Source organism: Saccharothrix sp. 6-C (genome assembly GCF_016695385.1).
Lineage (GTDB): Bacteria > Actinomycetota > Actinomycetes > Mycobacteriales > Pseudonocardiaceae > Actinosynnema > Actinosynnema texasense.
Genome location: NZ_CP064192.1, coordinates 2350631 through 2373486 on the forward strand (window position 1 = coordinate 2350631; position 22856 = coordinate 2373486).

20 protein-coding genes are annotated in these 22856 nt (G+C 72.6%); 12 read left to right on the plus strand and 8 right to left on the minus strand.

Features of this window, described 5'->3' with window-relative positions; all coding sequences use genetic code 11:
• Positions 1 to 35: 35 nt before the first annotated feature.
• Complete coding sequence (locus IOD16_RS10720; protein WP_201439907.1) at positions 36 to 2384, minus strand: HAD-IC family P-type ATPase; 2349 nt, start codon at positions 2382 to 2384, stop codon at positions 36 to 38.
• Positions 2385 to 2598: 214 nt separating this feature from the next.
• Here IOD16_RS10720 and IOD16_RS10725 point away from each other — a divergent pair, with 214 nt between their 5' ends.
• The 3 genes from IOD16_RS10725 to IOD16_RS10735 all read left to right on the plus strand — a co-directional run bounded on the left by IOD16_RS10725 (position 2599) and on the right by IOD16_RS10735 (position 6667).
• Positions 2599 to 4932 (plus strand): phosphoketolase family protein, encoded by a 2334-nt coding sequence (locus tag IOD16_RS10725; protein ID WP_201439908.1) that lies wholly within the window; start codon positions 2599 to 2601, stop codon positions 4930 to 4932.
• A gap of 1 nt (position 4933) precedes the next feature.
• On the plus strand, positions 4934 to 6004 hold the full coding sequence (locus IOD16_RS10730) for an acetate/propionate family kinase (RefSeq protein WP_201439909.1): 1071 nt from the start codon (positions 4934 to 4936) through the stop codon (positions 6002 to 6004).
• 465 nt (positions 6005 to 6469) lie between these two features.
• A complete protein-coding gene (locus IOD16_RS10735) occupies positions 6470 to 6667 on the plus strand; it encodes a hypothetical protein (protein WP_123742428.1) in 198 nt (65 codons plus the stop codon).
• Here the strand turns inward: IOD16_RS10735 and IOD16_RS10740 are convergent.
• Positions 6585 to 8828 carry an ATP-binding protein gene (locus IOD16_RS10740; RefSeq protein WP_201439910.1) on the minus strand — a complete coding sequence of 748 codons (2244 nt, stop codon included), beginning with the start codon at positions 8826 to 8828 and terminating at the stop codon, positions 6585 to 6587. The two genes, IOD16_RS10735 and IOD16_RS10740, sit on opposite strands and share 83 nt — an antisense overlap.
• A gap of 195 nt (positions 8829 to 9023) precedes the next feature.
• Between IOD16_RS10740 and IOD16_RS10745 the strand changes: the two genes are divergently transcribed.
• A complete protein-coding gene (locus IOD16_RS10745; RefSeq protein WP_201439911.1) occupies positions 9024 to 9425 on the plus strand; it encodes a hypothetical protein in 402 nt (133 codons plus the stop codon).
• Positions 9422 to 10351, plus strand: a complete 930-nt coding sequence (locus tag IOD16_RS10750; protein WP_201439912.1) for a hypothetical protein — start codon at positions 9422 to 9424, stop codon at positions 10349 to 10351. Before IOD16_RS10745 ends, IOD16_RS10750 begins: the two co-directional genes overlap by 4 nt.
• 167 nt (positions 10352 to 10518) lie before the next feature.
• On the opposite strand, the gene IOD16_RS10755 is transcribed toward IOD16_RS10750, so the two are convergent.
• Complete coding sequence (locus IOD16_RS10755) at positions 10519 to 10926, minus strand: hypothetical protein (protein ID WP_201439913.1); 408 nt, start codon at positions 10924 to 10926, stop codon at positions 10519 to 10521.
• A gap of 444 nt (positions 10927 to 11370) precedes the next feature.
• The gene (locus IOD16_RS40065; protein WP_201439914.1) at positions 11371 to 11754 is read right to left on the minus strand and encodes a class I SAM-dependent methyltransferase; all 384 of its coding nucleotides are present in this window, start codon (positions 11752 to 11754) and stop codon (positions 11371 to 11373) included.
• Between IOD16_RS40065 and IOD16_RS10765 the strand changes: the two genes are divergently transcribed.
• Positions 11662 to 11994 (plus strand): YnfA family protein, encoded by a 333-nt coding sequence (locus IOD16_RS10765; RefSeq protein ID WP_201439915.1) that lies wholly within the window; start codon positions 11662 to 11664, stop codon positions 11992 to 11994. The genes IOD16_RS40065 and IOD16_RS10765 overlap by 93 nt on opposite strands.
• Positions 11949 to 12803, plus strand: coding sequence for an aminoglycoside phosphotransferase family protein (locus IOD16_RS10770; RefSeq protein ID WP_442978118.1), 855 nt, complete (start codon positions 11949 to 11951; stop codon positions 12801 to 12803). The genes IOD16_RS10765 and IOD16_RS10770 overlap by 46 nt, the downstream gene beginning before the upstream one ends.
• On the opposite strand, the gene IOD16_RS10775 is transcribed toward IOD16_RS10770, so the two are convergent.
• A complete protein-coding gene (locus tag IOD16_RS10775; protein ID WP_201439917.1) occupies positions 12804 to 13775 on the minus strand; it encodes a pirin family protein in 972 nt (323 codons plus the stop codon). It lies immediately after the preceding gene.
• Positions 13776 to 13807: 32 nt separating this feature from the next.
• Positions 13808 to 14644, minus strand: a complete 837-nt coding sequence (locus IOD16_RS10780) for a peptidoglycan-binding domain-containing protein (RefSeq protein ID WP_442978098.1) — start codon at positions 14642 to 14644, stop codon at positions 13808 to 13810.
• 344 nt (positions 14645 to 14988) lie between these two features.
• Here IOD16_RS10780 and IOD16_RS10785 point away from each other — a divergent pair, with 344 nt between their 5' ends.
• The 3 genes from IOD16_RS10785 to IOD16_RS10795 all read left to right on the plus strand — a co-directional run bounded on the left by IOD16_RS10785 (position 14989) and on the right by IOD16_RS10795 (position 15827).
• On the plus strand, positions 14989 to 15300 hold the full coding sequence (locus IOD16_RS10785; RefSeq protein ID WP_123742422.1) for a hypothetical protein: 312 nt from the start codon (positions 14989 to 14991) through the stop codon (positions 15298 to 15300).
• Positions 15297 to 15500, plus strand: coding sequence for a cold-shock protein (locus IOD16_RS10790; protein WP_123742421.1), 204 nt, complete (start codon positions 15297 to 15299; stop codon positions 15498 to 15500). Before IOD16_RS10785 ends, IOD16_RS10790 begins: the two co-directional genes overlap by 4 nt.
• 126 nt (positions 15501 to 15626) lie before the next feature.
• On the plus strand, positions 15627 to 15827 hold the full coding sequence (locus tag IOD16_RS10795) for an antitoxin (protein WP_123742420.1): 201 nt from the start codon (positions 15627 to 15629) through the stop codon (positions 15825 to 15827).
• Positions 15828 to 16178: 351 nt separating this feature from the next.
• On the opposite strand, the gene IOD16_RS10800 is transcribed toward IOD16_RS10795, so the two are convergent.
• Positions 16179 to 16565 (minus strand): ATP-binding protein, encoded by a 387-nt coding sequence (locus IOD16_RS10800; protein WP_123747856.1) that lies wholly within the window; start codon positions 16563 to 16565, stop codon positions 16179 to 16181.
• A 169-nt stretch (positions 16566 to 16734) separates the two neighbouring features.
• Between IOD16_RS10800 and IOD16_RS10805 the strand changes: the two genes are divergently transcribed.
• On the plus strand, positions 16735 to 17061 hold the full coding sequence (locus tag IOD16_RS10805; protein ID WP_201439919.1) for an STAS domain-containing protein: 327 nt from the start codon (positions 16735 to 16737) through the stop codon (positions 17059 to 17061).
• Positions 17058 to 17921, plus strand: coding sequence for an aminoglycoside phosphotransferase family protein (locus tag IOD16_RS10810; RefSeq protein ID WP_201439920.1), 864 nt, complete (start codon positions 17058 to 17060; stop codon positions 17919 to 17921). Before IOD16_RS10805 ends, IOD16_RS10810 begins: the two co-directional genes overlap by 4 nt.
• A gap of 410 nt (positions 17922 to 18331) precedes the next feature.
• On the opposite strand, the gene IOD16_RS10815 is transcribed toward IOD16_RS10810, so the two are convergent.
• Positions 18332 to 22789, minus strand: a complete 4458-nt coding sequence (locus tag IOD16_RS10815; protein WP_442978099.1) for a HAMP domain-containing protein — start codon at positions 22787 to 22789, stop codon at positions 18332 to 18334.
• Positions 22790 to 22856 lie beyond the last annotated feature (67 nt).

The window sequence follows — 22856 nt, forward strand, 5'->3', positions numbered from 1 at the left end:
CTGAGGCGCCTGAGGCGCCTGAGGCGCCTGATCGGTCAAGGCTCACGCGTCGGCCGCAGCACGAAGCGGCCGACGAGTTCCACCGTCGCCGCCGCCACCGCGCCCACCGCCAGGCCCATCAGCAGCCGCTGTGGCGTCACCTCCAGCAGGAACACGTCCGTCGCCAGCACCGGCACGGTCAGGATCACCGCCGCCACCGCCGCCAGACCGGCCAGCAGCGCCACCTTCCACCCCGTCAACGGCCGCGCGAGCAGCGACAACGTCCACAGCGACGCCACCAGCACCACCACCGTCGCCACCGTCTGCCCGGCCACCCGGCCGCCGTCCTGGTCGAGTGAGCGGATCGCCAGGTCGCCGCCGAACGCGGCCAGCCCGATCACCACGCCGGTCGGCACGGCCAGCCGCAGCACGCGCCCCAGGAACCCCGGCACGTAACGCCGCCGGTTCGGGCCGAGGGCGAGCACGAAACCCGGGACGCCGATGGTCAACGTCGAGATCATGGTGAGCTGGATGGGGGCCAACGGGTAGGCGATCCCGCTGACCAGCACGACCAGCGCCAACACCAGCGAGTACACGTTCTTCACCAGGAACAGGTTCGCCGCGCGCTCGATGTTGGCGATCACCCGCCGGCCCTCCGCGACGACGTCCGGCAGGTGCGCGAACCGGCTGTCCAGCAGCACCAGCTGCGCCACCGCCCTGGTCGCGGCGGCCCCGTTGCCCATCGCCACGCCGATGTCGGCGTCCTTCAACGCCATCGCGTCGTTGACGCCGTCACCGGTCATCGCGACCACGTGCCCGCGCCGCTGCAACGCGCCCACCACGGCCCGCTTCTGCTGCGGCGTGACCCTCCCGAACACGGCGGACCTCTCCAGCACGTCGGCGAGCGCGTCCGGGTCGTCGGGCAACTTGCGCGCGTCCACCGCCTCGCCCGCGTCCGCGATGCCGGGCACGCCGACGGACACCGCGACCGCGCCGACCGTGCGCGGGTTGTCGCCGGAGATCACCCGCAGCGTGACGCCCTGCTCGGCGAAGAACCGCACCGCGTCGGCGGCGTCGTCGCGGATGCGCTCGGCGAGCACGACCAGCGCGCGGGCGTGCAGGTCGGCGGGCAGCGACGTCTCCCGCGCGGGGGACCGGGCGGAGGCGAGCAGCAGCACGCGCTTGCCCCGCGCGGCGAAGTCGGCGGCGCGTTCGGCCAGCGGATCACCTTCGGGGAACACCATCTCCGGTGCGCCGAGCACCCACGTGCCGTGCCCCTCCGCGTCCACGGAGGACCACTTCCGGGTCGACGAGAACGGCACGCCGCCCGTGCGCCGCCAGGTGGTGGAGGTGAACGTGCCGGCCAACGCGGCGGAGGTCGCGTTCGCGTCGGGGGCCGTCGCCAGCAGCGCCAGCGCCTGCCGCGCGTCGTCCTCCGGGCCGTCCGCCACCAGCTGGTCGAAGACGATGTCGCCGTGCGTGAGGGTGCCCGTCTTGTCCAGGCAGACGACGTCGACCCGGGCCAGCACCTCCACCGCGGGCAGTTCCTGCACCAGCGTCTGCTTCCGGGCCAGGGTCACGGCCGCGACCATGAACGCCAGGCTGGTGAGCAGCACCAGGCCTTCGGGGACCATGCCGACCAGCGCCGCGACCGCGCCGGTCATCGCCTCCTGCCAGTCGTCGGTGTCCGGGCTGCGCAGCTGGCTCCACAGCAGCAGCGGGCCGACCACCAGCATCATCAGGGAGATCCACCGCAGCAGCTTGTTGGTGCCCGCGACCAGTTCCGACCGGACCGAGGTGAACCTCCGCGCGTCGGCGGTGAGCCGGGTCGCGTAGGCGTCGGCGCCGACCGCCGTGGCCCGGAACCGGCCCGACCCGGCCACGACGACCGACCCGGACCGCACGTCGTCGCCGACGGCCTTGTGCACCGGGTCGGACTCGCCGGTGAGCAGCGACTCGTCCACCTCCAGGCCGTCGGCGTCGGTGACCGCGCCGTCCGCCACGACCTGGTCACCGGTGCGCATGTCGACCAGGTCGTCGGCCACCACGTCGCCGACCTCGACCTCGGACGTCACACCGTCGCGCGTCACCTGGGCGTGTGGCGCGTTGAGCACGGCGAGGCGGTCGAGGGTGCGCTTGGCCCGCAGCTCCTGGATCACGCCGATCGCCGTGTTGGCCACCACGACCAGCCCGAACAGGCCGTTCTGCCACCGCCCGGTGGCCAGGATGACCAGGAACAACGCGGTCAGCAGCCCGTTGAACGGGGTGACGACGTTCGCGCGGGCGATCTGCCCGGCGCTGCGGCTGGTGCGGGAGCGGACGGCGTTGGTCCGCCCGTCCGCCACCCGCTCCGCGACCTCCGCCGAGGTCAACCCCGCCTGCCGCACGCCGGCGCCCCCGGCCATCCCGCCCTCCCCACCCCGACCACCCCCATCCTCACCCGCCGCCACCCGTCCCGCAGCCGCCCGCACCCGTCCGTGCACGCGCCGGACCTGCCGCTCGTCGCGTCGGCGTCGTCGCGGGCCACCGCCGGGCCGTCGGCGGCGACCGTCCGGGCGCCGGCCCCGGTCGGGGCCGTTCGAGTTTCGGGCCCCCGTGATCGGAGCTAGCGTCGGGACCATGCCGTCGACCGAGCGGACCGCGGACGACCTCGACCTGCTGGACGCCTACTGGCGTGCGGCCAACTACCTCTCCGTCGGGCAGATCTACCTGCTCGACAACCCGCTGCTGCGCGAACCGCTCCTCCCCGGGCACGTCAAGCCCCGCCTGCTGGGGCACTGGGGCACGACACCCGGCCTGAACCTGCTCTACGCGCACATGAACCGCGCCATCCGGCAGCGCGACCTGAACGCCCTGTACGTCACCGGTCCCGGCCACGGCGGGCCCGGCCTGGTCGCGAACGCCTACCTGGAAGGCACCTACAGCGAGGTCTACCCGGGCATCGGGGAGGACCTGGCCGGCCTGCGCGCGTTGTTCCGCCAGTTCTCCTTCCCCGGCGGCATCCCCAGCCACGTCGCGCCGGAGACCCCCGGCTCGATCCACGAAGGCGGCGAGCTCGGGTACGCCCTGCTGCACGCCTACGGCGCGGTGTTCGACAACCCCGACCTGCTGGCGCTGTGCGTGGTCGGTGACGGTGAGGCGGAGACCGGGCCCCTGGCCGCCAGCTGGCACTCGAACAAGTTCCTCGACCCCACCCGGGACGGCGTGGTGCTGCCCGTGCTGCACCTCAACGGCTACAAGATCGCCAATCCCACGGTGCTGGCGCGCATCCCGGACGACGAGCTGGCCTCCCTGCTGCGCGGCTACGGCCACACGCCGCACTTCGTCGTCGGCGACGAGCCCAAGGCGGTGCACGAGCAGCTCGCGGCCACACTGGACCGGGCACTGGACGAGATCGCCGAGATGAAGGGGTCGACCCGGCGCCCGCCGTGGCCGGTGATCGTCCTGCGCACGCCGAAGGGCTGGACCGGCCCGCGCGAAGTGGACGGCAAGCGGGTCGAGGGCACGTTCCACGCGCACCAGGTCCCGCTCGCCGCTACCCGCACCGACGCCGGGCACCGCGCGCAGCTGGAGGAGTGGTTGCGCGGCTACCGGCCCGAGGAGCTGTTCGACGACGACGGCAGGCTCGTGCCCGAGCTGCGCGCCCTCGCGCCCACCGGCGACCGGCGGATGAGCGCCAACCCGCACACCAACGGCGGCCGGGTGCTGCGCGAGCTGACGATGCCCGACTTCCGCGAGCACGCGGTCACCGTGGCGCGGCCCGCCGTCGAGAGCAGCGAGGCCACCAAGGTGCTCGGCGCGTTCCTGCGGGACGTGGTGCGCGGCAACCCGGACAACTTCCTCGTCATGGGCCCCGACGAGGTGGCGTCCAACCGGCTGTCCGCCTTGTTCGAGGTGACGGGCCGCAAGTGGCAGGCGGACACCGTGCCCGGCGACGAGCACCTCGCGCCGGACGGCCGGGTGCTGGAGGTGCTGTCGGAGCACCTGTGCCAGGGCTGGCTGGAGGGCTACCTGCTCACCGGCAGGCACGGCCTGTTCACCAGCTACGAGGCGTTCATCCACATCGTCGACTCGATGCTCAACCAGCACGCCAAGTGGCTCAAGACGACGCGGGCGATCCCGTGGCGCGCGCCGCTGGCGTCGTTGAACTACCTGCTGTCCTCGCACGTCTGGCGGCAGGACCACAACGGGTTCAGCCACCAGGACCCCGGTTTCCTCGACCACGTGGTGAACAAGAAAGCCGAGATCGTCCGCGTCTACCTGCCGCCGGACACCAACACGCTGCTGTCGGTGGCCGACCACTGCCTGCGCAGCAAGCACTACGTGAACGTGATCGTGGCGGGCAAGCAACCGGCGCTGACGTACCTGGACATGCCGGACGCGATCGCGCACTGCACGCGCGGGCTCGGCGTCTGGGACTGGGCGGGCACCGCCGAGGGCGAGCCGGACGTGGTGCTGGCGTGCGCGGGCGACATCCCGACGCTGGAGACCCTGGCCGCCGCCAAGCTGCTGCGCGAGCACCTGCCCGACCTGAAGGTGCGCGTGGTCAACGTCGTGGACCTCATGCGCCTGCAACCGGACACCGAGCACCCGCACGGCCTGCCCGACCGCGACTTCGACGCGCTGTTCACCGAGGACAAGCCGGTGATCTTCGCGTTCCACGGCTACCCGTGGCTCATCCACCGCCTCACCTACCGGCGCGCGAACCACGTCAACCTGCACGTGCGCGGGTACAAGGAGGAAGGCACCACGACCACGCCGTTCGACATGGTGATGCTCAACGACCTCGACCGGTTCCACCTGGTCATGGACGTGATCGACCGGGTGCCGTCGCTGGGAGGTGCGGCGGCGTCGTTGCGCCGGCGGATGGCGGACGCCCGGCTCGCCGCACGCCAGCACACCCGCGAGCACGGCGAGGACGACCCGGCGATCGCCGGGTGGACGTGGGCCTGACGTGCGCGTCCTGGTGGTCAACGCGGGCTCGTCCAGCCTGAAGCTGCGGCTGCTGGCGGCCGACGACGAGGTGGAGCGCAGCGCCGACGTCGAGCCGGACCCGCGGCGGCTCGGCGAGGTGCTGGAGGACTGGCCCGCGCCGGACGCCGTCGGGCACCGCGTGGTGCACGGCGGCACCCGGTTCACCGAACCCGTCGTGCTGGACGACCTGGTGCGGCAGGCGTTGGTCGACCTGACCTCGCTGGCGCCGCTGCACCAGCCGAAGTCGCTGGCGGGCCTGGACGCGGTGCACCGGCTGCTGCCGGACGTGCCCGCGGTCGCGTGCTTCGACACCGCGTTCCACACCACGATCCCCGCGGCGGCGGCCACGTACGCCGTGCCCCGGGAGTGGCGGGACCGGTACGCGATCCGCCGGTACGGCTTCCACGGCCTGTCCCACGCCTACTGCGCGCGCCGGGTGGCCGAACTCGCGTCGCCCGGCCTCCGGGTCGTCACCTGCCACCTGGGTGCGGGCGCGTCCCTGGCGGCGATCGCCGACGGCCGCAGCGTCGACACCACCATGGGTTTCACCCCGTTGGAGGGCCTGGTGATGGCGACCAGGTCCGGCACGGTCGACCCCGGCCTGGTGCTGTGGCTGGAGGAGCACGAGGAGATGACGCCGCACGAGGTCGCGACCACGCTGGAGCGGGAGTCGGGGCTCACCGCACTGGCCGGCACCGGCGACCTGCGCGAGATCGACGCGGCGGCGGCCGACGGCGACCCGGACGCCGTGCTGGCGCTGGACGTCTACACGCACCGGCTGGTCGGCGGCATCGCCTCGATGACCGCCGCGCTCGGCGGGCTGGACGTCCTCGCGTTCACCGGCGGTGTCGGCGAGAAGTCGGCCACCGTGCGCCGCCGTGCCGCCGAGCGGTTGGGGTTCCTCGGCGTCACGGTGGACCCGGAGCGCAACGAGCACGTCGACGGCGACACCGACATCACCGGGCCGGACGCGAAAGCCCGGACCTTCGTCGTCACCGCGCGCGAAGACCTGGAGATCGCGCACGGCACCCGGAGCGCGCTCGGTCGCTGACCGCACGGGGAACACAGCCGCCGACAGGTCCGAGGTGCTCGCTTCCTCGCCCGGTCGTCGAGGCCGCGCAGCACGGCGATGGCCTCCCGGAGGTGCTCGACCGCCCGCGCGTGGTCGCCGGTGCGGTGGGCGATGTGGCCCGGGTTGTTCGACGTGCACGCCTCGCCATCGGCGTGCTCGGAGCACGCGACGTGCGCCGGCTCCCGCTCCCGCCCGGCGAACCAGGTCGGGGGAGCGGGCAGCTGTCGCGCCACCGGCTCGCCGGGCACGCCCGCGTCGTCCGACGTCGCCGATGCCCACAGCCGGTGCGGTTCGACCAGCTCGGCCTCGCTCGCGCCACAGGCCGGACCTGCTCCCGCCCGCCGTCCGGGGTGTCGGACGGGTGGGGGGATCGGTGGCGTCGCCGACGGCCTGCCCGATCACGGCGGCGCCTGCCATGATGGGTGCCGAGTCCGGGAGGCCGCCGTGTCCGATCCGCGCGACGACATCGAAGTGAAGATCCCCGACGTGACGGCCGTGCCGCTGCGGGACCTCGCCGCCATCCCCGTCGAGGCGCTGTCCGAAGCGCTGCGGCCGTTGCTCAGGCGGTCCCTGGTGGGCGCGGAGGTCCAGGAGCAGGCCGACGACGACTGGCCGCCGGAGGAGTCGTCGCCCCGGCGGTGAGCTCGGCCAGGTGCTGGCGGGTGCGCTCCGCGACCGGCGCGGCGCTCGCCGCGGGCAGCGCCTCGAAGATGGCGAGCGCCTCGGTCCAGCACCGGGCCGCCTCGTCGTCGCGACCGAGCACGCGGTAGGTGATGCCCAGCTCCTTCAGCACGCTGCCCACCGCGTGGACCGCGCCGAAGTCCCGGAACGTGCGCAACGCCTCCAGGTGGCAGTCCACCGCCTCGGCCGGCCGGTCCGCCACCCGGTAGGTGACGGCGAGGTTCGCCATGGTCCGCGCGTGGCCGTGGCGGTCGGCCATCTCCTCGACGATCCGCAGGTTGCGCTGGTGGCACTCGATCGCCTCGGCCGTGCGGTTCATCTCCCGGTAGGCGATGCCGAGGTGGTCCAGCACCCGTCCTTCGATCAGCGGCCACCGGTGCTCGCGGGCCAGCGACAGGCACTCCAGGTGCAGGGCGACCGCCTGGTCGAGGTCGCGCCGCCGCCGGTGGACGACCGCCATGTCGTGCAGGGCCTTGAAGTACGAGTGCTGGTCGCCTGCCTCCACGAAGAGCGCGGCCGCCCACCGGTGGCAGGCCATCGCCCACGCCAGCCGGCCCGTGTTGCGGAAGCGCTGGCCGAGCCGGTTGAGCGAGCGGCCGAACAACTGCCGGTCACCCAGCCGCCGGGCCAGGGACATGGCCTCCCGCAGGTAGCGCGCCGAGAGGTCCGTGCGCAGCATCTGGCCGTGCCCGACGCCGAGCCCGTGCAGCAGGCGCGCCTCGCCTGCCCGGTCACCGGTCCGCCGGGCGACCTCCAACGCCAGCTCGTGGGTGGTGATCCACTCGCTCCAGAGCTTGTACAGGGAGAAGTACTCGATGAGGTCGGTCGACAGCGCGATCACGTGCGAGGCGTGGCCGGTGGCGCGGGCCAGGTCGACCAGCGGGACCAGCTTGGCGCGTTCCGCGTCGACCGCCCGGACCTCCGCGCTGCCCGCTCTCACCTCGCCGTGCTCGTCGGTGGTGGCCCGGACCGCGGCCAGGTAGTGGTCGAGCAGCCGGACGACGGCCCCGTCGCGTTCCGGGTCCCCGGCGGCCTCGTCCCGCGCGTACAGCCTGATCAGGTCGTGCATCCGCCACCGCCCGGCGGACCCGCCGGGCTGCACCAGGTGCGCCGCCCGCAACCCCCGGACGAGCCGGGCCGCGGTGGCGCGGTCGGTGTCGGCGATCGCGGCGACGGCGTCGAGGGCGACGTCCGGCCCGGGGTCGAGGGCGGTGAGGCGCAGCACCCTGGCCTGGTCGGGGTCGAGGAGCCGGTAGGACAGGTCGAACGCGGCGCGCACGGCGAGGTTGTCGTCGTAGTGCAGCTCGCGCAGCCGCCGGCGGCCGTCGGCCAGCGCTTCGGCCAGGTCGGCCATGCTCCGCTCGGGGTCGGCGACCAGCAGGGCCGCCGCCACGCGCACGGCCAACGGCAGCCCGCCGCACAGCCGGGCGACCTGGTCACCGGCCGCGAGGTCGTGGGCGCGGGTGTCGTCGGGGTCGCTCATCCGCAGCACCTCGACCAGCATCCGCACCGCGTCCGGCACGCCCAGGACGTCCAGGTCGACCAGGCGGGTGAGGTCGAGGCCCGCCAACCGGTGCCTGCTGGTGATCAGCACCCGGTGTCGCGGGTCGCCGGGCAGCAGCGGCACGACCTGGTCGGCGCCGGAGACGTTGTCCGCCACCACCAGCATCCGCTCCCGCCGGGTGAGCAGCGAGCGCCACAGCCTCACCCGGTCCGCCTCCTCCGGCGGGATGTGCTCGCTCGCCACGCCCAGCGCGCCCAGCAGCGAGGCCACCGCGGCCGACGCCGTGACCCGCTGGTCGTAGCCGCGCAGGTCGGCCATCACCACCCCGCCCGGGAACCAGCCGGCCGCGACCGCGCGCCGCGCCGCCGCGACGGCCAGCGCCGTCTTGCCCACGCCGGGCAGCCCGCCGACGGACCACACCAGCACCGGGTCCGGGGACTCCGGTTCCAGCGCGGCGGTCAGCCGGGACAGCTCGGCCTCCCGGCCGACGAACACCGCGAGCGGCGGCAACCCGGCGACCGCGGTCGGGCGGGCCTCCGGCAGGGTCGTGGTCAGCTGACCGATCTGCACGACGTCGCCGTCGAACTGCCCGGCGGCGGTGTTGCGGACCTCGGTCACGTCGTCAGGTGTACCAGCCGATCACGCGCGGTGCGACGTCTCCCGGACGCGGTGACGCCGTCACGGCCGCGGCCGAGCTCGCCGGCGGTGGCGTCGCGGATCGGCCACCGGGCCGCCACGACGTGCCACCACCGGCCTCCCCCGATGGGTGTCACTCCCCGCTGATCGCCCGTCACCCCCGGTATCGTCCGGCCCATGACCGGCGAGCCCTGGCTCTACCGGGTCCTGGTGGACCCCGGCGCCACCCGATCGGACGCGCCGTTGCTGGACCTGCCGCCCGGCACGGAACCGGCCGATGCCGCCTCGGCCGCCGTGACCGTCTTCGCCGTGGACGCCGAGGCGCCGGCGCTGGTGTTGCGCGTCGACGACGACGAGGTCGGGGTGACGACCCGGGCGCACCTGCACCGGTTGGGCGGCACGGTCCTGCGCGGGCCGGGCGACGGCGACGGCGCGACCCTGCCCGGCGAGTCGACGCGGTACGTGGTGCTGCGCTTCGCCTGTGAGACCTGCGAGACCACGGCCTACCGCGTGCACGTCGGCATGTCCGGCGCGCCGGAGTGCCCGAACGGCCACGGCCCGATGGAGGCGGAGCGGTGACGCTCGCCGGACTGGCCAAGCCGGCGACCGAGGGGTTCTCGCCGCGCTTCGTCGTGGTGAGCTACCTGCCGTCGTTCGCGGCGGCGGTGTTCCTGCTCCTGCTGGTCTGGGCGGGCGCGCCCGGTCCGCTGACGTGGTCGCACGCCTGGGAGACCGCCGCCGCGCTCGGCGTGGGCGAGGCCGTCGTCCTCGCGGTGGCGCTGACGTTGCTGGCCGTGGCGCTGATGCCGTTGCAGCTGACGGTGGTGCGACTCCTGGAGGGGTACTGGCCGTGGTGGCTCGCCCCGCTGGACCGGCTGCTGCGGGCGGTGCAGCGGTGGCGGCGGGGCAGGCTCGCGCGCCGGGCCGAGCTGCCCGGCGACGTCGAACCCACGCCCGCGCAGGTCCTCGCCGCCGGCCTCGCGGGCACGCGGCTCGAACGGCACTACCCCGCCGTGGCGCACGTGCGCGCGACGGCGCTGGGCAACGTGCTGGCCGCCGCCGAACAGCGGGCGGGCGCGAACTACGGCTGGGACGCGGTCGTCGCGTGGCCCCGCCTGTACCCCGTGCTCACCGACCAGGTGCGGGCCGTGGTGGACGCCCGGCGCGACAGCCTCGACGGCACCGCCCGGCTCGCGCTGACGGGCCTGCTCACCGCCGTCGCGTCCGCCGGCCTGCTGGCCCGCAGCGGCTGGTGGTGCCTGCTCGCCCTGGTTCCGCTCGGGGTCGGCGCGCTCTCCTACGCCGGCGCGGTGCGGGCCGCCATCGCCTACGGCGAGTCGATCACCGTGGCGTTCGACCTGGGCCGCTTCGCGCTGCTGACCGCCCTGCGCCTGCCGCTGCCGTCGACCAGGTCCGAGGAACACCGCTTGGCCGAGGGTCTGTGCCTGCAATGGCGACAGGGCGTCCCACTGCCCGACGACTACGTCCACGGCGACGAGGCGTAGCGCGGCCTTTTCGCCGATAGCTCACCCGGTCACAATTTCGGGCAACGCGAATTGCTCCGCGTACCGCCCGGTGGTTCGGGGCGGTACGCGGAGCCGGGGACGCCATTCGTTTGTGACTCAGGTGTCCGAGGGCGATGTCCTCGCCGTCAACAATTTGTGAGGAGAACTCAGAGCAGGTCGACCAGGACCTTGGAGACGTCGATGTCGTCGATGATGTCGGCGTCGTTCAGGGCGTTCACCAGCGCGCTCTTGAAGATCAGGTTGTCCTCGACGTTCACGTCGTCGATGACGTCCTTGATGGTGACCTCGACCGCGTCCAGCTCGGCGCCGTTGAGCACCTTGATGGTGTTGCCGCTGAGGACGTCACCGATGGTGATCACCGAGTCGGGCAGGTCGATCGGCACCTGCACGGTGGTGTTGATCGTGCACACGATCACGTTGACCAGGCCGGTCGGGTCGGAGTTGATGCACGACGCGTCGGGAACGGTGGTGGCCTGGGCGGCCGAGCCGCCGCCGAACACCATCGCGCCGGTCATGGCGGCCAGCGCGACACCCGAGGCAAGACGCTTCAACACGAGTTCTCCTTGGTGGGGAATCCTTCTCGATTTCGCCGGGATCGGCGACCACACAAATAAAGCAGACGACACCCACTCCGCGCATCCCTGTGAAAGGGGCATCGGACGATCAGGCGGCCGTGAATTGCTCCGATCGCCGACCGCCATCCTGCGGTACCATCGGGAACGAATGCGTATCGCTTCACCGATCGTGAGCGGCATTGCGCTGAGCGGGTGGCGGGGGCCGCCGGTGAAGCAGAGGGCTCCTAATGTTCGCGCCGGGTGACCCGGTCCGCCGGGGCGGCACCGTCCGGTTCGCCGGGTGCGCCGCGTGCCAGGTGCTCCGCCAGAGTGGTGAAACGCGCTTAAACATGCCGTTGCGGCGAAAACGCGCCGAGTCCGAGCCTTGGGATCACAGTGTTCTGCGTCACGCAGGCGGCCGGTGCGGCAATGGTCGACGGGTCGTTACCCCGATCGGCCGCGACGTCCCGGCGTCAGCGCGGCGTGGCGCCGTGCAGCACGGTGGCGACCAGGGCCTCGACCCGGTCCGCCGGCACGCCCACCGGCTCGGCCAGGCCGCGGAAGACGCAGGGGACTCGCTCGCGCGCGGGCGGGCGTCGGGCCGGACAGGTCGATGCCCGTGCCGTGCGCGACCCGCGGCGCCACCAGCCGACTGATCCGGCCGTTGCCGCAGCCGACGTCGAGCACCCGTCCACGGCGTCGTGGCGGTCGTGGTCGCGGGCTATCGTCGCGGCCATGACCGTGGTCCGCTCGCTGGTGTTGTTCCTGCTGGCCGCGTTCGCCGAGATCGGCGGCGCGTGGCTGGTGTGGCAGGGCGTGCGCGAGCACCGCGGCCTGCTCTGGATCGGCGCGGGCGTGGCGGCGCTCGGCCTGTACGGGTTCGTGGCCACGTGGCAGCCCGACGCGCACTTCGGCCGCATCCTCGCCGCGTACGGCGGGGTGTTCGTGGCCGGGTCGCTGGCCTGGGGCGTGGTGGTGGACAAGTTCCGGCCCGACCGGTGGGACTACGCCGGCGCGGCGATCTGCCTGGTCGGCGTGGCCGTGATCATGTACGAGCCGCGCCCGTGATCGTCCCGGAGGCGCTGACGGCGTCCTACCACCGCACCGACCGGGGCCGCGCGTGGCTCGCCGCGCTGCCGGTCGTGCGCGCGGACGGCACCCCCGCCGTGCTCAAGCTCCAACCCGTCACCGAGGACAACGCCGCCGCGCCGGTCGGGCTGCGCACGTGGGACGGCGACGGCGTGGTCCGGCTGCTCGCCGACGAGCCGGGCGCCATGCTGCTGGAACGGCTGGACGCGAGCCGCCCGCTGTCCTCGGTGGCCGACGACGCGGTCGTGCTGCGGATCCTCGCCGACCTGCTGGCACGCCTGGTCGCCGTCCCCGCGCCGCCGGGCGTGCGGCGGCTGGCCGACATCGCCCGCGCCCTGCTCGACCAGGCGCCGGCCGCGGCGCCCGCGCTGCGCTCGGCGGCCGACCGGGACCTGCTGCGCACGTGCGCGTCCGCCGTGGCCGAGGTGGTGGGCGAGGCGGGCGACCGGCTGCTGCACTGGGACCTGCACTACGACAACGTGCTGGCGGGCGACCGCGAGCCGTGGCCGGCGATCGACCCGGAGCCGCCGGCCGGCGACCCCGGCTTCGACCTGCTGCCCGCGCTGGACAACCGCTGGGACGCCGTGGTCGCCACCGGCGACGTGGCACGGGCCGTGACCCGCCGCTTCGACCTGCTCACCGACGTGCTGGGCCTCGACCGGGACCGCGCCACCGCGTGGACGCTGGGCCGCGTGCTGCAGAACGCGCTGTGGGACGTGGCAGACGGCGAGACCGCGCTGAACCCGGTCCAGGTCGCCATCGCCACCGCCCTGCTCGACCGGCCCTGATCAGGCCGGTGGCGGGTTGCCGCGCGGGCGCAGCCGGCCCGTCGGCAGCGGCGGGGCGGGCAGCCGGTCGCCCGGGTAGCCCTCGACCCGGCCGAAGCGCTCCGATCCCGCCTGCCACTGGTCGCGGAAGCGGGCGATCTCCTCGTGGCTGCGGCCGACGAAGTTCCACCACATCACCAGGTCCTCGCCCAGCGGCTCGCCGCCGAGCAGGACGACCCGGGCCGGGGTGTCGGCGACGTTGGCCAGGTGCAGCACCTCCGGCCCCGGACCGACGTAGCCGAGCGCGCCGCCCGCCAACGCCGTGCCGCCGAGCTCCACCGCGCCGACGTCGACCAGCACGCCGTGCTCGAACGCCGCGTCCACGTCGAGCGCCAGCCGCGCGCCGGGCTCCAGCACGAGTTCCGCGCCCAGCAACGGCGTGAACGTGCGCACCGGCGACGTCCGGCCCGCGACCGTGCCCAGGAACACCCTGGCGGACGCGCCGGTCAACGCCACCGCCTCGGGCGCGTAGTGCTGGAAGTCGCGGGGCGCGTCGCGGTGGGCGTCGGGCAGCGCGATCCACAGCTGCACGCCGTGCAGCACGGACGTCCCCGGCGTCGACACCTCGGAGTGGCAGATGCCGTGCCCGGCCGTCATCAGGTTCAGCTCGCCCGGCCGCACCACCGCGTGCACGCCGAGGCTGTCGCGGTGCTCGATCTCGCCGCTGAACAGCCAGCTCGCGGTCTGCAACCCGGTGTGCGGGTGCGGCGCGACGTCCATCCCGCCGCTGACCGACACGTCGTCCGGCCCGTAGTGGTCGGCGAAGCACCACGCGCCGATCATCGACCGCGACCGCTGCGGCAACGTGCGCCGCACGGTCATCGCCCGCGGCCCGCCCAGCGGCACGTCGCGGGGGCCGAGGACCTCGACCGCCGCGACGCCGGACGCGCTCTCGCAGATCAGCTCGGACGGGTCGGTCTCCACGTTGCTCATCGCGACCCCGTTCGGACGGCCATGCGGCCATCTTAGAGCCGCTGGTACTCCTCCCACGTCCGCTTCGGGCTCACCGCGGGCCCGTCGTCCGCGCCCCGGTCGGCCAGCCCGTTGAAGCCGAGGTAGTAGTCGCCTGCCTGGTTGCGCGCGCCGGTGGACAGGTCCGGGTCGGCCAGTGCGATCGCGTGGATGTGGTAGTCGAAGCCCTGCGCGGGCGTGCGGACCCACGCCGCGAACCCGACCTGGCGCAGCACTCGGGCCACGGTGGTGCGCGTCGTCGCGGTCATGCCCGACACCGAGATGTCCAGCGCGCCGCCGCCGTCGTGGGTGCCCGCCGAGCCCGGCACGCCGCCCGGGTTGTAGGAGCCCTGGGTGATGCCGAGCGACCGGCCGAGCAGCCGTTCCGCCTCGACCAGCATGGCCTTCGTGCGGGTGTTCATCAACGCGCTGCGGTAGGTCACCCGGCTGCCCGCCGACACCACGCGGGTCACCGTGTAGGTCGTCTCGCCGAGCAGCCGCAACGAGGTGGGTCCGGGCATCCCGGACGCGTCGAGGCCGGTGTAGCCGAGCGAGCGCTGGTAGGCCGCGTAGGCGTCGATCGTCCGGGTGCCGAAGTGCCCGTCCACGTACGTCGAGGCCAGGTGCCCCTCCGCGGCGAGCGCCCGTTCCACCAGCCGCACGCTGTCGCCGCTGCCCGGCGTGATCGCCGAGTCGGCCCGGCGCGGGTCGATCTGCGCGGCCTTGAGCACGGCCTCCATGTCGACCACGGGCAGCGCGACGGCCTGCGGCGCGGCGGCGGCGGGAGCCGCCAGGCCGACCAGCCCGATCAGCGCACCGACCACCGCGACTCTGACGTTGACCACGTCCACCTCCGGTCGACCTCCGACGAAGCGCAGCAAGTCAAGCGCGAGTCGGCGGTTCTTGGCAAGACACCTCCGTAGTTGGTTGGAACCTGACGAGACGTGGTCGTGCTCGTTCGACGGGTGACCGTGGAGTAGAGTCCCACTGGTTGGGGCACGAGCTGTCGGCACTCGGTCGGCGCGGTCCCCGACCCAGTCCGGCCGCATCCCAGGGCCGGGGACGGGAGCACCGGCTTGTCGCCGGACCATCCGTTCACATCATCTACCCCTACGGCCCGCAGGCACGCCGGTCCGATCCACCACGCTCCCTCGACGCGTGGCGCGGCCCTGCCGGCAGGGGAGGCGGGCTCGTCATGACGCAGACCAGACCTGGTCGATCACAGGGTGCCGCGGTCGGCTTCGCCGACGCGAGGGCCGCGGCCGACAGGGCCGAAACCGTCCAGCGCAACCAGGCCGCCCGGACCGTCGCCGACAACTCGGTCGACGCGAACGACTGCCGCGAGCTGCTGCTGATGCTCGGCCTGCCCGACCCGCCCGAGGACGGCGCCCCCGTGCGCACGCGCAACGAGCGGGCGCAGGACCAGCGTGCGGCCGAGCACCGCGTGCCCGACTACCCGTACCAGGACGCGGCCGTCGCGTCCTACCAGGCAGGAGCACGCGAATGACGCAGGGCCGGATCAAGTGGTTCAGCGGGGCCAAGGGCTTCGGTTTCATCACGCCCGAGGGCGGCGGCTCCGACCTGTTCCTGCACTACTCGGAGATCCAGGACTACGACCACCGCGGTCTCGCCGAGAACCAGGCGGTCCGGTACGAGGTCGGCGAGGGCGCCAAGGGCCCGCACGCCGTCTCCGTCCAGCTGGTCTGAGACCCGGCCTCGCCCACCTGACTCTTCCGGGTGAGTTGTCGGTCCTCGCGCATCAACGGCCGACCACGGCGGTAGCCCTTCTTGTGGAGTGTCCACGAGGGACACCCTGAGGAGGTTCGAGCGCAGATGGGCATTGGCGACAAGTTCGAAGACTTGAAGGGCAAGGCCAAGGACGCTCTCGGCCAGCACGGCGACAAGGCCGACGAGGGTCTCGACAAGGCCGGCCAGTTCGTCGACGAACGCACCGGAGGCGAGCACTCCGAGCACATCCGGAAGGGGACGGACAAGGCGAAGGAAGGCCTGGACCGTTTCCGCGAAGGCCAGTAGTGGCCCGAAGACGGACGAGGGCCGCCCTCTCGACGAGGGCGGCCCTTTCTCGTGCGCGGACGACCTCGCGACTCCCACCCCAGGGGCCTCCGGGCGTCGAATAAGTGCCGTACCCCTACGGACCACTGCCCTGGTTGTTCCCGCCCGGGCGTCGCCCCACAGTGGGACAGGGCCGCCTCACCCCTGCCGGGGCGGCTGGAGGGGGAACCACGGTGACACGACGCGTCACGGGCCGTGCTCCTGCGCAACCACCGCCGGCACGCTCGTCGTGACCCGCCGCGGCGTCAGCGCGCCACGAGCTGCCTGACCCCGCCGCAGCGCCCCGGCCGGTCCCTGCCCGGTCGGGGCGTGTCAGCCGTCCAGCTCGGCCCACACGACCTTGCCGTCGGCGGTCGGCTCGGTGCCCCACGACCGGCTCAGGGCGGCCACGATGATCAGCCCGCGCCCCCGTGCCGAGTCGACCTGCACGGGTCTCGGCTGGGGCGGGGCGGACGACTCGTCGGCCACCTCGATCCGCAGCCCGGAGTCGGTCCGCGACACGGTCAGCCCCACCGGGCCCGTCGCGTGGTCCACCGCGTTGGACACGAGTTCCGTGACCACCAGGGCGGCGTCGTCGGCGGCGTCGTCCGACAGTCCCCAGGCCACCGCCGCGTCACCCACCACCTGGCGGGCTTGCGCCGATGCGCCCGCTGAGGCGGGCAGCGTCACGGCCACCGGCGCCGCTGGCTCGTTGCGCACATCCGCTCCCCGTTGATCGGCCGTCACCGCATGGTCGCACATCCACCCGTCGCGGCACCGGGCGGTCGCGCCGACCGGCTCTTCGGCCGCGTTCGACGGCGCGCGGGTGATCGGCGCGTCGTGATGCGGTATCGGCACGGGACCTGTCCGGTGGCTAGGCTCGTGCACCATGGAGTTGCAGGTGCGCAGTGAGGTGCGGGGCGGCTGGACGGTCGTCGCGGTGTCGGGCGAACTGGACGCGGACACGGTCCCCGTGCTGTCCGACCGCCTCGAGGAGAGCACGGGCAACGTCGTGGTGGACCTGAGCGAGGTGCCGTTCATGGACACGACGGGCCTGTCCCTGATGCTCGACTGGCACCGCAGACTGGACGGCGCGGGCGGCGAGTTCCGGATGGCGTCGATGCAGCCCTCCGTGCACAAGCTGTTCCGCCTGACCGAGTTGACCGAGGTCATGCACATCCACGAGACCGTCGAGTCGGCCACGACGACCGCGTGATCCCGGAGACGTTCCGCGACTCGCCGATCCCGCGCGACCGGACCTGGCTGGCGAACCTCCCCGCCGCCATCGAGCACCACCTGGACACCTGGGACCTGCGCCCCGACGGCGACACCCGGCACGGCTCGCACGCCCTGGTCATCCCGGTGACCCGCGCGGGCGTCCCCCTCGTGCTGCGCGTGAACGCGCCGAGCGAGGACGTGACGGCGCACGTCGAGGCGCTGCGCTTCTGGCGGGGGAGGGGCACCGTGCAGCTGGTCGACGCCGACCCGACCGCCGGCGTCATGCTCCTGGAACGCCTGGACCTGCACCACAGCGCCGTGGACCTGCCGTCCGAGGAGGCCATGGCGGTGCTGGGCGCGATGGCCCGCCGCCTCGCCGTGCCGGCCCCGCCGACCGCCCGTTCGACGGCCGACCTGGCCCTCGCCCGAGCCGACAGCCTGGAACCGGACTGGCTGCGCCAATCCCGCCCCTTCGACCGCGCGTTCCTGCGCGCGGGGCAGGAGGCCGTGGCGACCCTGGTGACGACCGACTCGACGCTCGCCGTCAACGGCGACCTGCACTCGGCCCAGGTCCTGGCCGCGACGCGCGAGCCCTGGCTGACCGTGGACCCGATCCTGCTGCGCGGCGACATCGCCTACGACCTGGCGAGGGTCCTCTGGACCAGGCTGGACGACATGCCGGACGACGCCGCGATCGTCGAACACCTGCACATCGCCACCGCTGCCGCCGACCTCGCCCCCGACCACGCCCGCAACTGGACCATCTTCCGCGCCGTCGACTACTGGCTGTGGGGCTTGGCCGCCGGCCTGACCGAAGACCCCCTCCGCTGCCACCGCCTGATCACCGCCCTGACCTGACCCCACCCACCCTCACCCCACCTTCACCCTCACCCCGCCCCCACACCCACCCGCCCCGCCCCTCACTCCACCCCTGACCCCGCCCCTCACCCCGTCCCCAACGGACCCGCCACCACCCCACCGAGGCCCGATTTGACATGGGTTCGGGTGCTTTAGGCTGGTCGAAGCCGGACAGGCTTGGCGGGCGCTCTATCCGCCAGGCCTGCCCGGCTTTGGCCTGCCTGGAGCGCCCGTAAGGGCCCCATGTCAAATCGAGCCGCCCGCACCACCACACCGACCGCCGAACGTTCAACTCACCTATCCCGAACGTAGGACACGCGCGTTCTGAACGTAGGACACACCCATCCCGAACGTAGGACTCTCACGCCGCGAACGTTGGACACGCGCGGCGTGGAGGTTGGACTCTCGGGTCAGTCCTGTTCCAGGCCCAGGTAGAAGGCGATCAGGCGCAGCAGGTGCTCCGTGTCCACCGGCTTGGTCACGTAGTCCGTGGCCCCCGAGGCGAGCGACTTCTCCCGGTCGCCCTTCATCGCCTTGGCCGTCACCGCGATCACCGGCAGGTCCTCGTACCGCGACATCGCCCGGATCGCGGCCATGGTGGCGTTGCCGTCCAGCTCCGGCATCATGATGTCCATCAGCACCAGCGTCACGTCGTCGTACTGCTCCAGCGCCCGCACACCGGTGATCCCGTTGTCCGCGTAGATCACCTGCAGCCCGTGCAGCTCCAGCACGCTCGTCAACGCGAACACGTTGCGCAGGTCGTCGTCGACGATCAGCACCTTCTCGCCGTGGAACCGCATCGGCGCGGGCGGCAGCTCCGACGGCGCGACGAGCGACTGCGTGGCGTGGTCGGCGGGCGTCAGCAGCTCCGGCACGACCTCCGGCTCCACCTCGACCGCCGGCACCAGGCCCTGTTCCGCCAACGGCAGGTACAGGGTGAACGTCGACCCGATGCCCGGTTCGGACCGGACGTCCAGCCGACCGTCGAGCAGCGCCGCCAGCTCCCGGCTGATCGACAGGCCCAGCCCGGTGCCGCCGTACTTCCGCGACGTCGTGCCGTCCGCCTGCTGGAACGCCTCGAAGATCACCGACAGCTTGTCCGCCGGGATGCCGATGCCGGTGTCCTGCACGTCGAACGCGATCGAGCCCTCGACGACCCGGATCCGCAGCTTGATCTCACCGTCGTGGGTGAACTTCACCGCGTTCGACAGCAGGTTCCGCAGGATCTGCTGCAACCGGTGCTCGTCGGTGTGCAGGGTGGACGGCACGTCCGGCGCCACCACGACCTCGAACGCCAACCCCTTCTCCGCGGCCAGCGGCGAGGTGAGCGCCTCGACGTACCCGACGACGTCGGTCACGTGCACCGGGTCCGTCTGCACCTGCATGTGCCCGGCCTCGACCTTGGTGAGGTCCAGGATGTCGTCGATCAGCTGCAGCAGGTCCGTGCCGGAGGAGTGGATGGTCTTGGCGAACTCCACCTGCTTCGGGTTCAGGTTGCCGTCCAGGTTGTCCGCCAGCAGCTTCGCCAGGATCAGCAGGCTGTTCAGCGGGGTGCGCAGCTCGTGGGACATGTTCGCCATGAACTCGGACTTGTACTTCGACGCCGACGACAGCTGCCGCGCCCGCGCCTCCAGCTCGACCGATCCGGCCCGCAGCTCCTCGGTCAGCCGCTGCGACTCGACCAGCAGGCTGTCGGTCCGGGCGTTCGCGAGCATCGTGTTCAGGTTGACGCCGATGTTCTCCTTGAGCTGGTCCAACAGGTCCAGGTGCACTTCGGTGAACTCGCCGAACGACCCCAGCTCGATCACGCCGAGCGTCTCGCCCTGGAACACGATCGGCAGGATCACCAGGTTCGCCGGTGGCGCCGACCCGAGCCCGGAGCCGATCTCGATGTACCCGGGCGGCACGTCGGTGACCAGCACGGTCTTCTTCTCCACCGCGACCTGCCCGATCAACGACTCGCCGCGCGTGAACCGGGTGGGCCGGCCGCCGCGCGGCGAGTACCCGTAGGCCGCGGTGAGGTCCAGGGCGTTGGACTCGGGGTCGGCGAGGAAGAACGCGCCGTGCTGCGCCGACACCAGCGGCGTCAGCTCGCTGATCACCAGCGACGCCATGGCGTTGAGGTCCCGGTGGCCCTGCATCTGGCCGGACAGCCTGGCCAGGTTCGTCTTCAGCCAGTCCTGCTCCTGGTTGGCGCGGGTGGACGCCCTCAGGTTGCCGATCATCCGGTTGATGTTGTCCTTGAGGTCGGCGACCTCGCCGGAGGCGTCGACGGTGATCTGCCGGGTCAGGTCGCCCGCGGTCACCGCGGTCGCCACCACCGCGATCGCGCGGACCTGCCGGGTCAGGTTCCCGGCCAGCTCGTTGACGTTCTCGGTGAGCCGCTTCCAGGTGCCCGAGACGCCTTCCACCTCGGCCTGGCCGCCGAGCTTGCCCTCGGTGCCGACTTCCCGGGCCACGCGCGTGACCTCTTGGGCGAACGAGGAGAGCTGGTCGACCATCGTGTTGATGGTGGTCTTCAGCTCCAGGATCTCGCCGCGCGCGTCGACGTCGATCTTCTTCGACAGGTCGCCCAACGCCACCGCGGTCGTGACCTGGGCGATGTTGCGGACCTGCGAGGTCAGGTTGTTGGCCATGAAGTTGACGTTCTCGGTGAGGTCCTTCCAGGTGCCCGCCACGTTCGGCACGCGGGCCTGGCCGCCGAGGATGCCCTCGGTGCCGACCTCGCGCGACACGCGGGTGACCTCGTCGGCGAACGCGCGCAGCGTGTCCACCATGCCGTTGATGGTGTCCGCCAGCGCGGCGACCTCGCCCTTGGCCTCGACCGCGATCTTCTTGGACAGGTCGCCGCCCGCGACCGCCGTCGCCACCGCCGCGATGGACCTGACCTGCGTGGACAGGTTGTCGGCCATGACGTTGACGTTGTCCGTGAGGTCTTTCCACGTGCCGGCGACCCCGGGCACCCGGGCTTGGCCGCCGAGCCGGCCGTCGGTGCCGACCTCGCGTGCCACGCGTGTGACTTCGTCGGCGAAGGAGGACAGCTGGTCGACCATCGTGTTGATGGTCGACTTCAGCTCCAGGATCTCGCCGCGCGCGTCGACGGTGATCTTCTGGGACAGGTCGCCGCCGGCCACCGCCGTCGTGACCTGGGCGATCGACCGGACCTGCGCCGTCAGGTTGTTGGCCATGAAGTTGACCGAGTCGGTCAGGTCCCGCCAGGTGCCCGCGACCCCGGGCACCTGGGCCTGGCCGCCGAGCCGGCCGTCGGTGCCGACCTCGCGTGCCACGCGTGTGACTTCGTCGGCGAAGGAGGAGAGCTGGTCGACCATCGTGTTGATGGTGTCCTTCAGCTCCAGGATCTCGCCGCGCGCGTTCACCGTGATCTTCTGCGACAGGTCGCCGCGCGCCACCGCCGTCGCGACCTGGGCGATGTTGCGGACCTGGGAGGTCAGGTTGCCGGCCATGAAGTTGACCGAGTCGGTGAGGTCCCGCCAGGTCCCGGCGACCCCGGGCACCTGGGCCTGGCCGCCGAGCCGCCCGTCGCTGCCGACCTCCCGGGCCACGCGCGTGACCTCGGCGGCGAAGGAGGACAGCTGGTCGACCATCGTGTTGATCGTCGTCTTGAGCTGGAGGATCTCGCCGCGCGCGTCCACGTCGATCTTCTGGGACAGGTCGCCCTGCGCGACCGCCGTCGTCACCTGCGCGATGTTGCGGACCTGCGACGTCAGGTTGCCGGCCATGAAGTTCACCGAGTCGGTCAGGTCCCGCCAGGTCCCGGCGACGCCCGGCACCTGGGCCTGGCCGCCGAGCCGGCCGTCGGTGCCGACCTCGCGTGCCACGCGTGTGACTTCGTCGGCGAAGGAGGACAGCTGGTCCACCATCGTGTTGATGGTCGACTTCAGCTCCAGGATCTCGCCCCGCGCGTCGACGGTGATCTTCTGGGACAGGTCGCCCTGCGCCACCGCCGTGGCCACCTGGGCGATGTTGCGGACCTGCGACGTCAGGTTGTTCGCCATGAAGTTCACGTTGTCGGTGAGGTCGCGCCAGGTGCCCGCGACCCCGGGCACCTGGGCCTGGCCGCCGAGCCGGCCGTCGGTGCCGACCTCGCGCGCCACGCGCGTGACCTCGTCCGCGAACGAGGAGAGCTGGTCCACCATCGTGTTGACGGTGTCCTTCAGCTCCAGCATCTCGCCCGCCACCGTCACGGTGATCTTCTGCGACAGGTCGCCCTGCGCCACCGCCGTCGCCACCTGGGCGATGTCGCGGACCTGCTTGGTCAGGTTGTCGGACATGAAGTTGACGGAGTCGGTCAGGTCCTTCCACGTGCCGGCCACCCCCGGCACGACCGCCGTGCCGCCCAACCGGCCGTCGGTGCCGATCTCGCGCGCCACCCGCGTGACCTCCCCGGCGAACGTCCGCAGCGTGGCCGTCATCGAGTTGAAGCTCTCGACCAGCGCGGCGACCTCGCCGCGCGCGTCCACCACGATCTCCTGCGACAGGTCGCCCTCGGCGACCGCGGCGAGCACGCGGCTCAGCTCGGCGGTCGGCTTGGTCAGGTCGTCGACCAGGCCGTTCACCGAGTCGGCCGCCGTCGCCCAGCCGCCGGTCGAGGTGCTCGGGGCCAGCCGTTCGCCCAGCCTGCCCTCCTGGCCCACGGACTGGCGCACCCGCACCAGCTCGCCCACCAACCACTGGTTGCGCTCGGCGATCTCGTTGAAGACCATCGCCAGTTCCGCTGTCACCCCGTCGCGGTGCTCGACCCTCTTGGGGACCACGAGACGACGGCGGAAGTTGCCGTCCTTCATCTCACGCATCGCGGTCAGCAGTCGGGACAGGGTCACGTCCGTGTCGTCCTGGGCGGTCGTCACACGAGCCTCCGATGTCAGCGGAACTGCGCCAAGCCTGCCACTGTTGGTGGCAACTTGTCCGATAGGT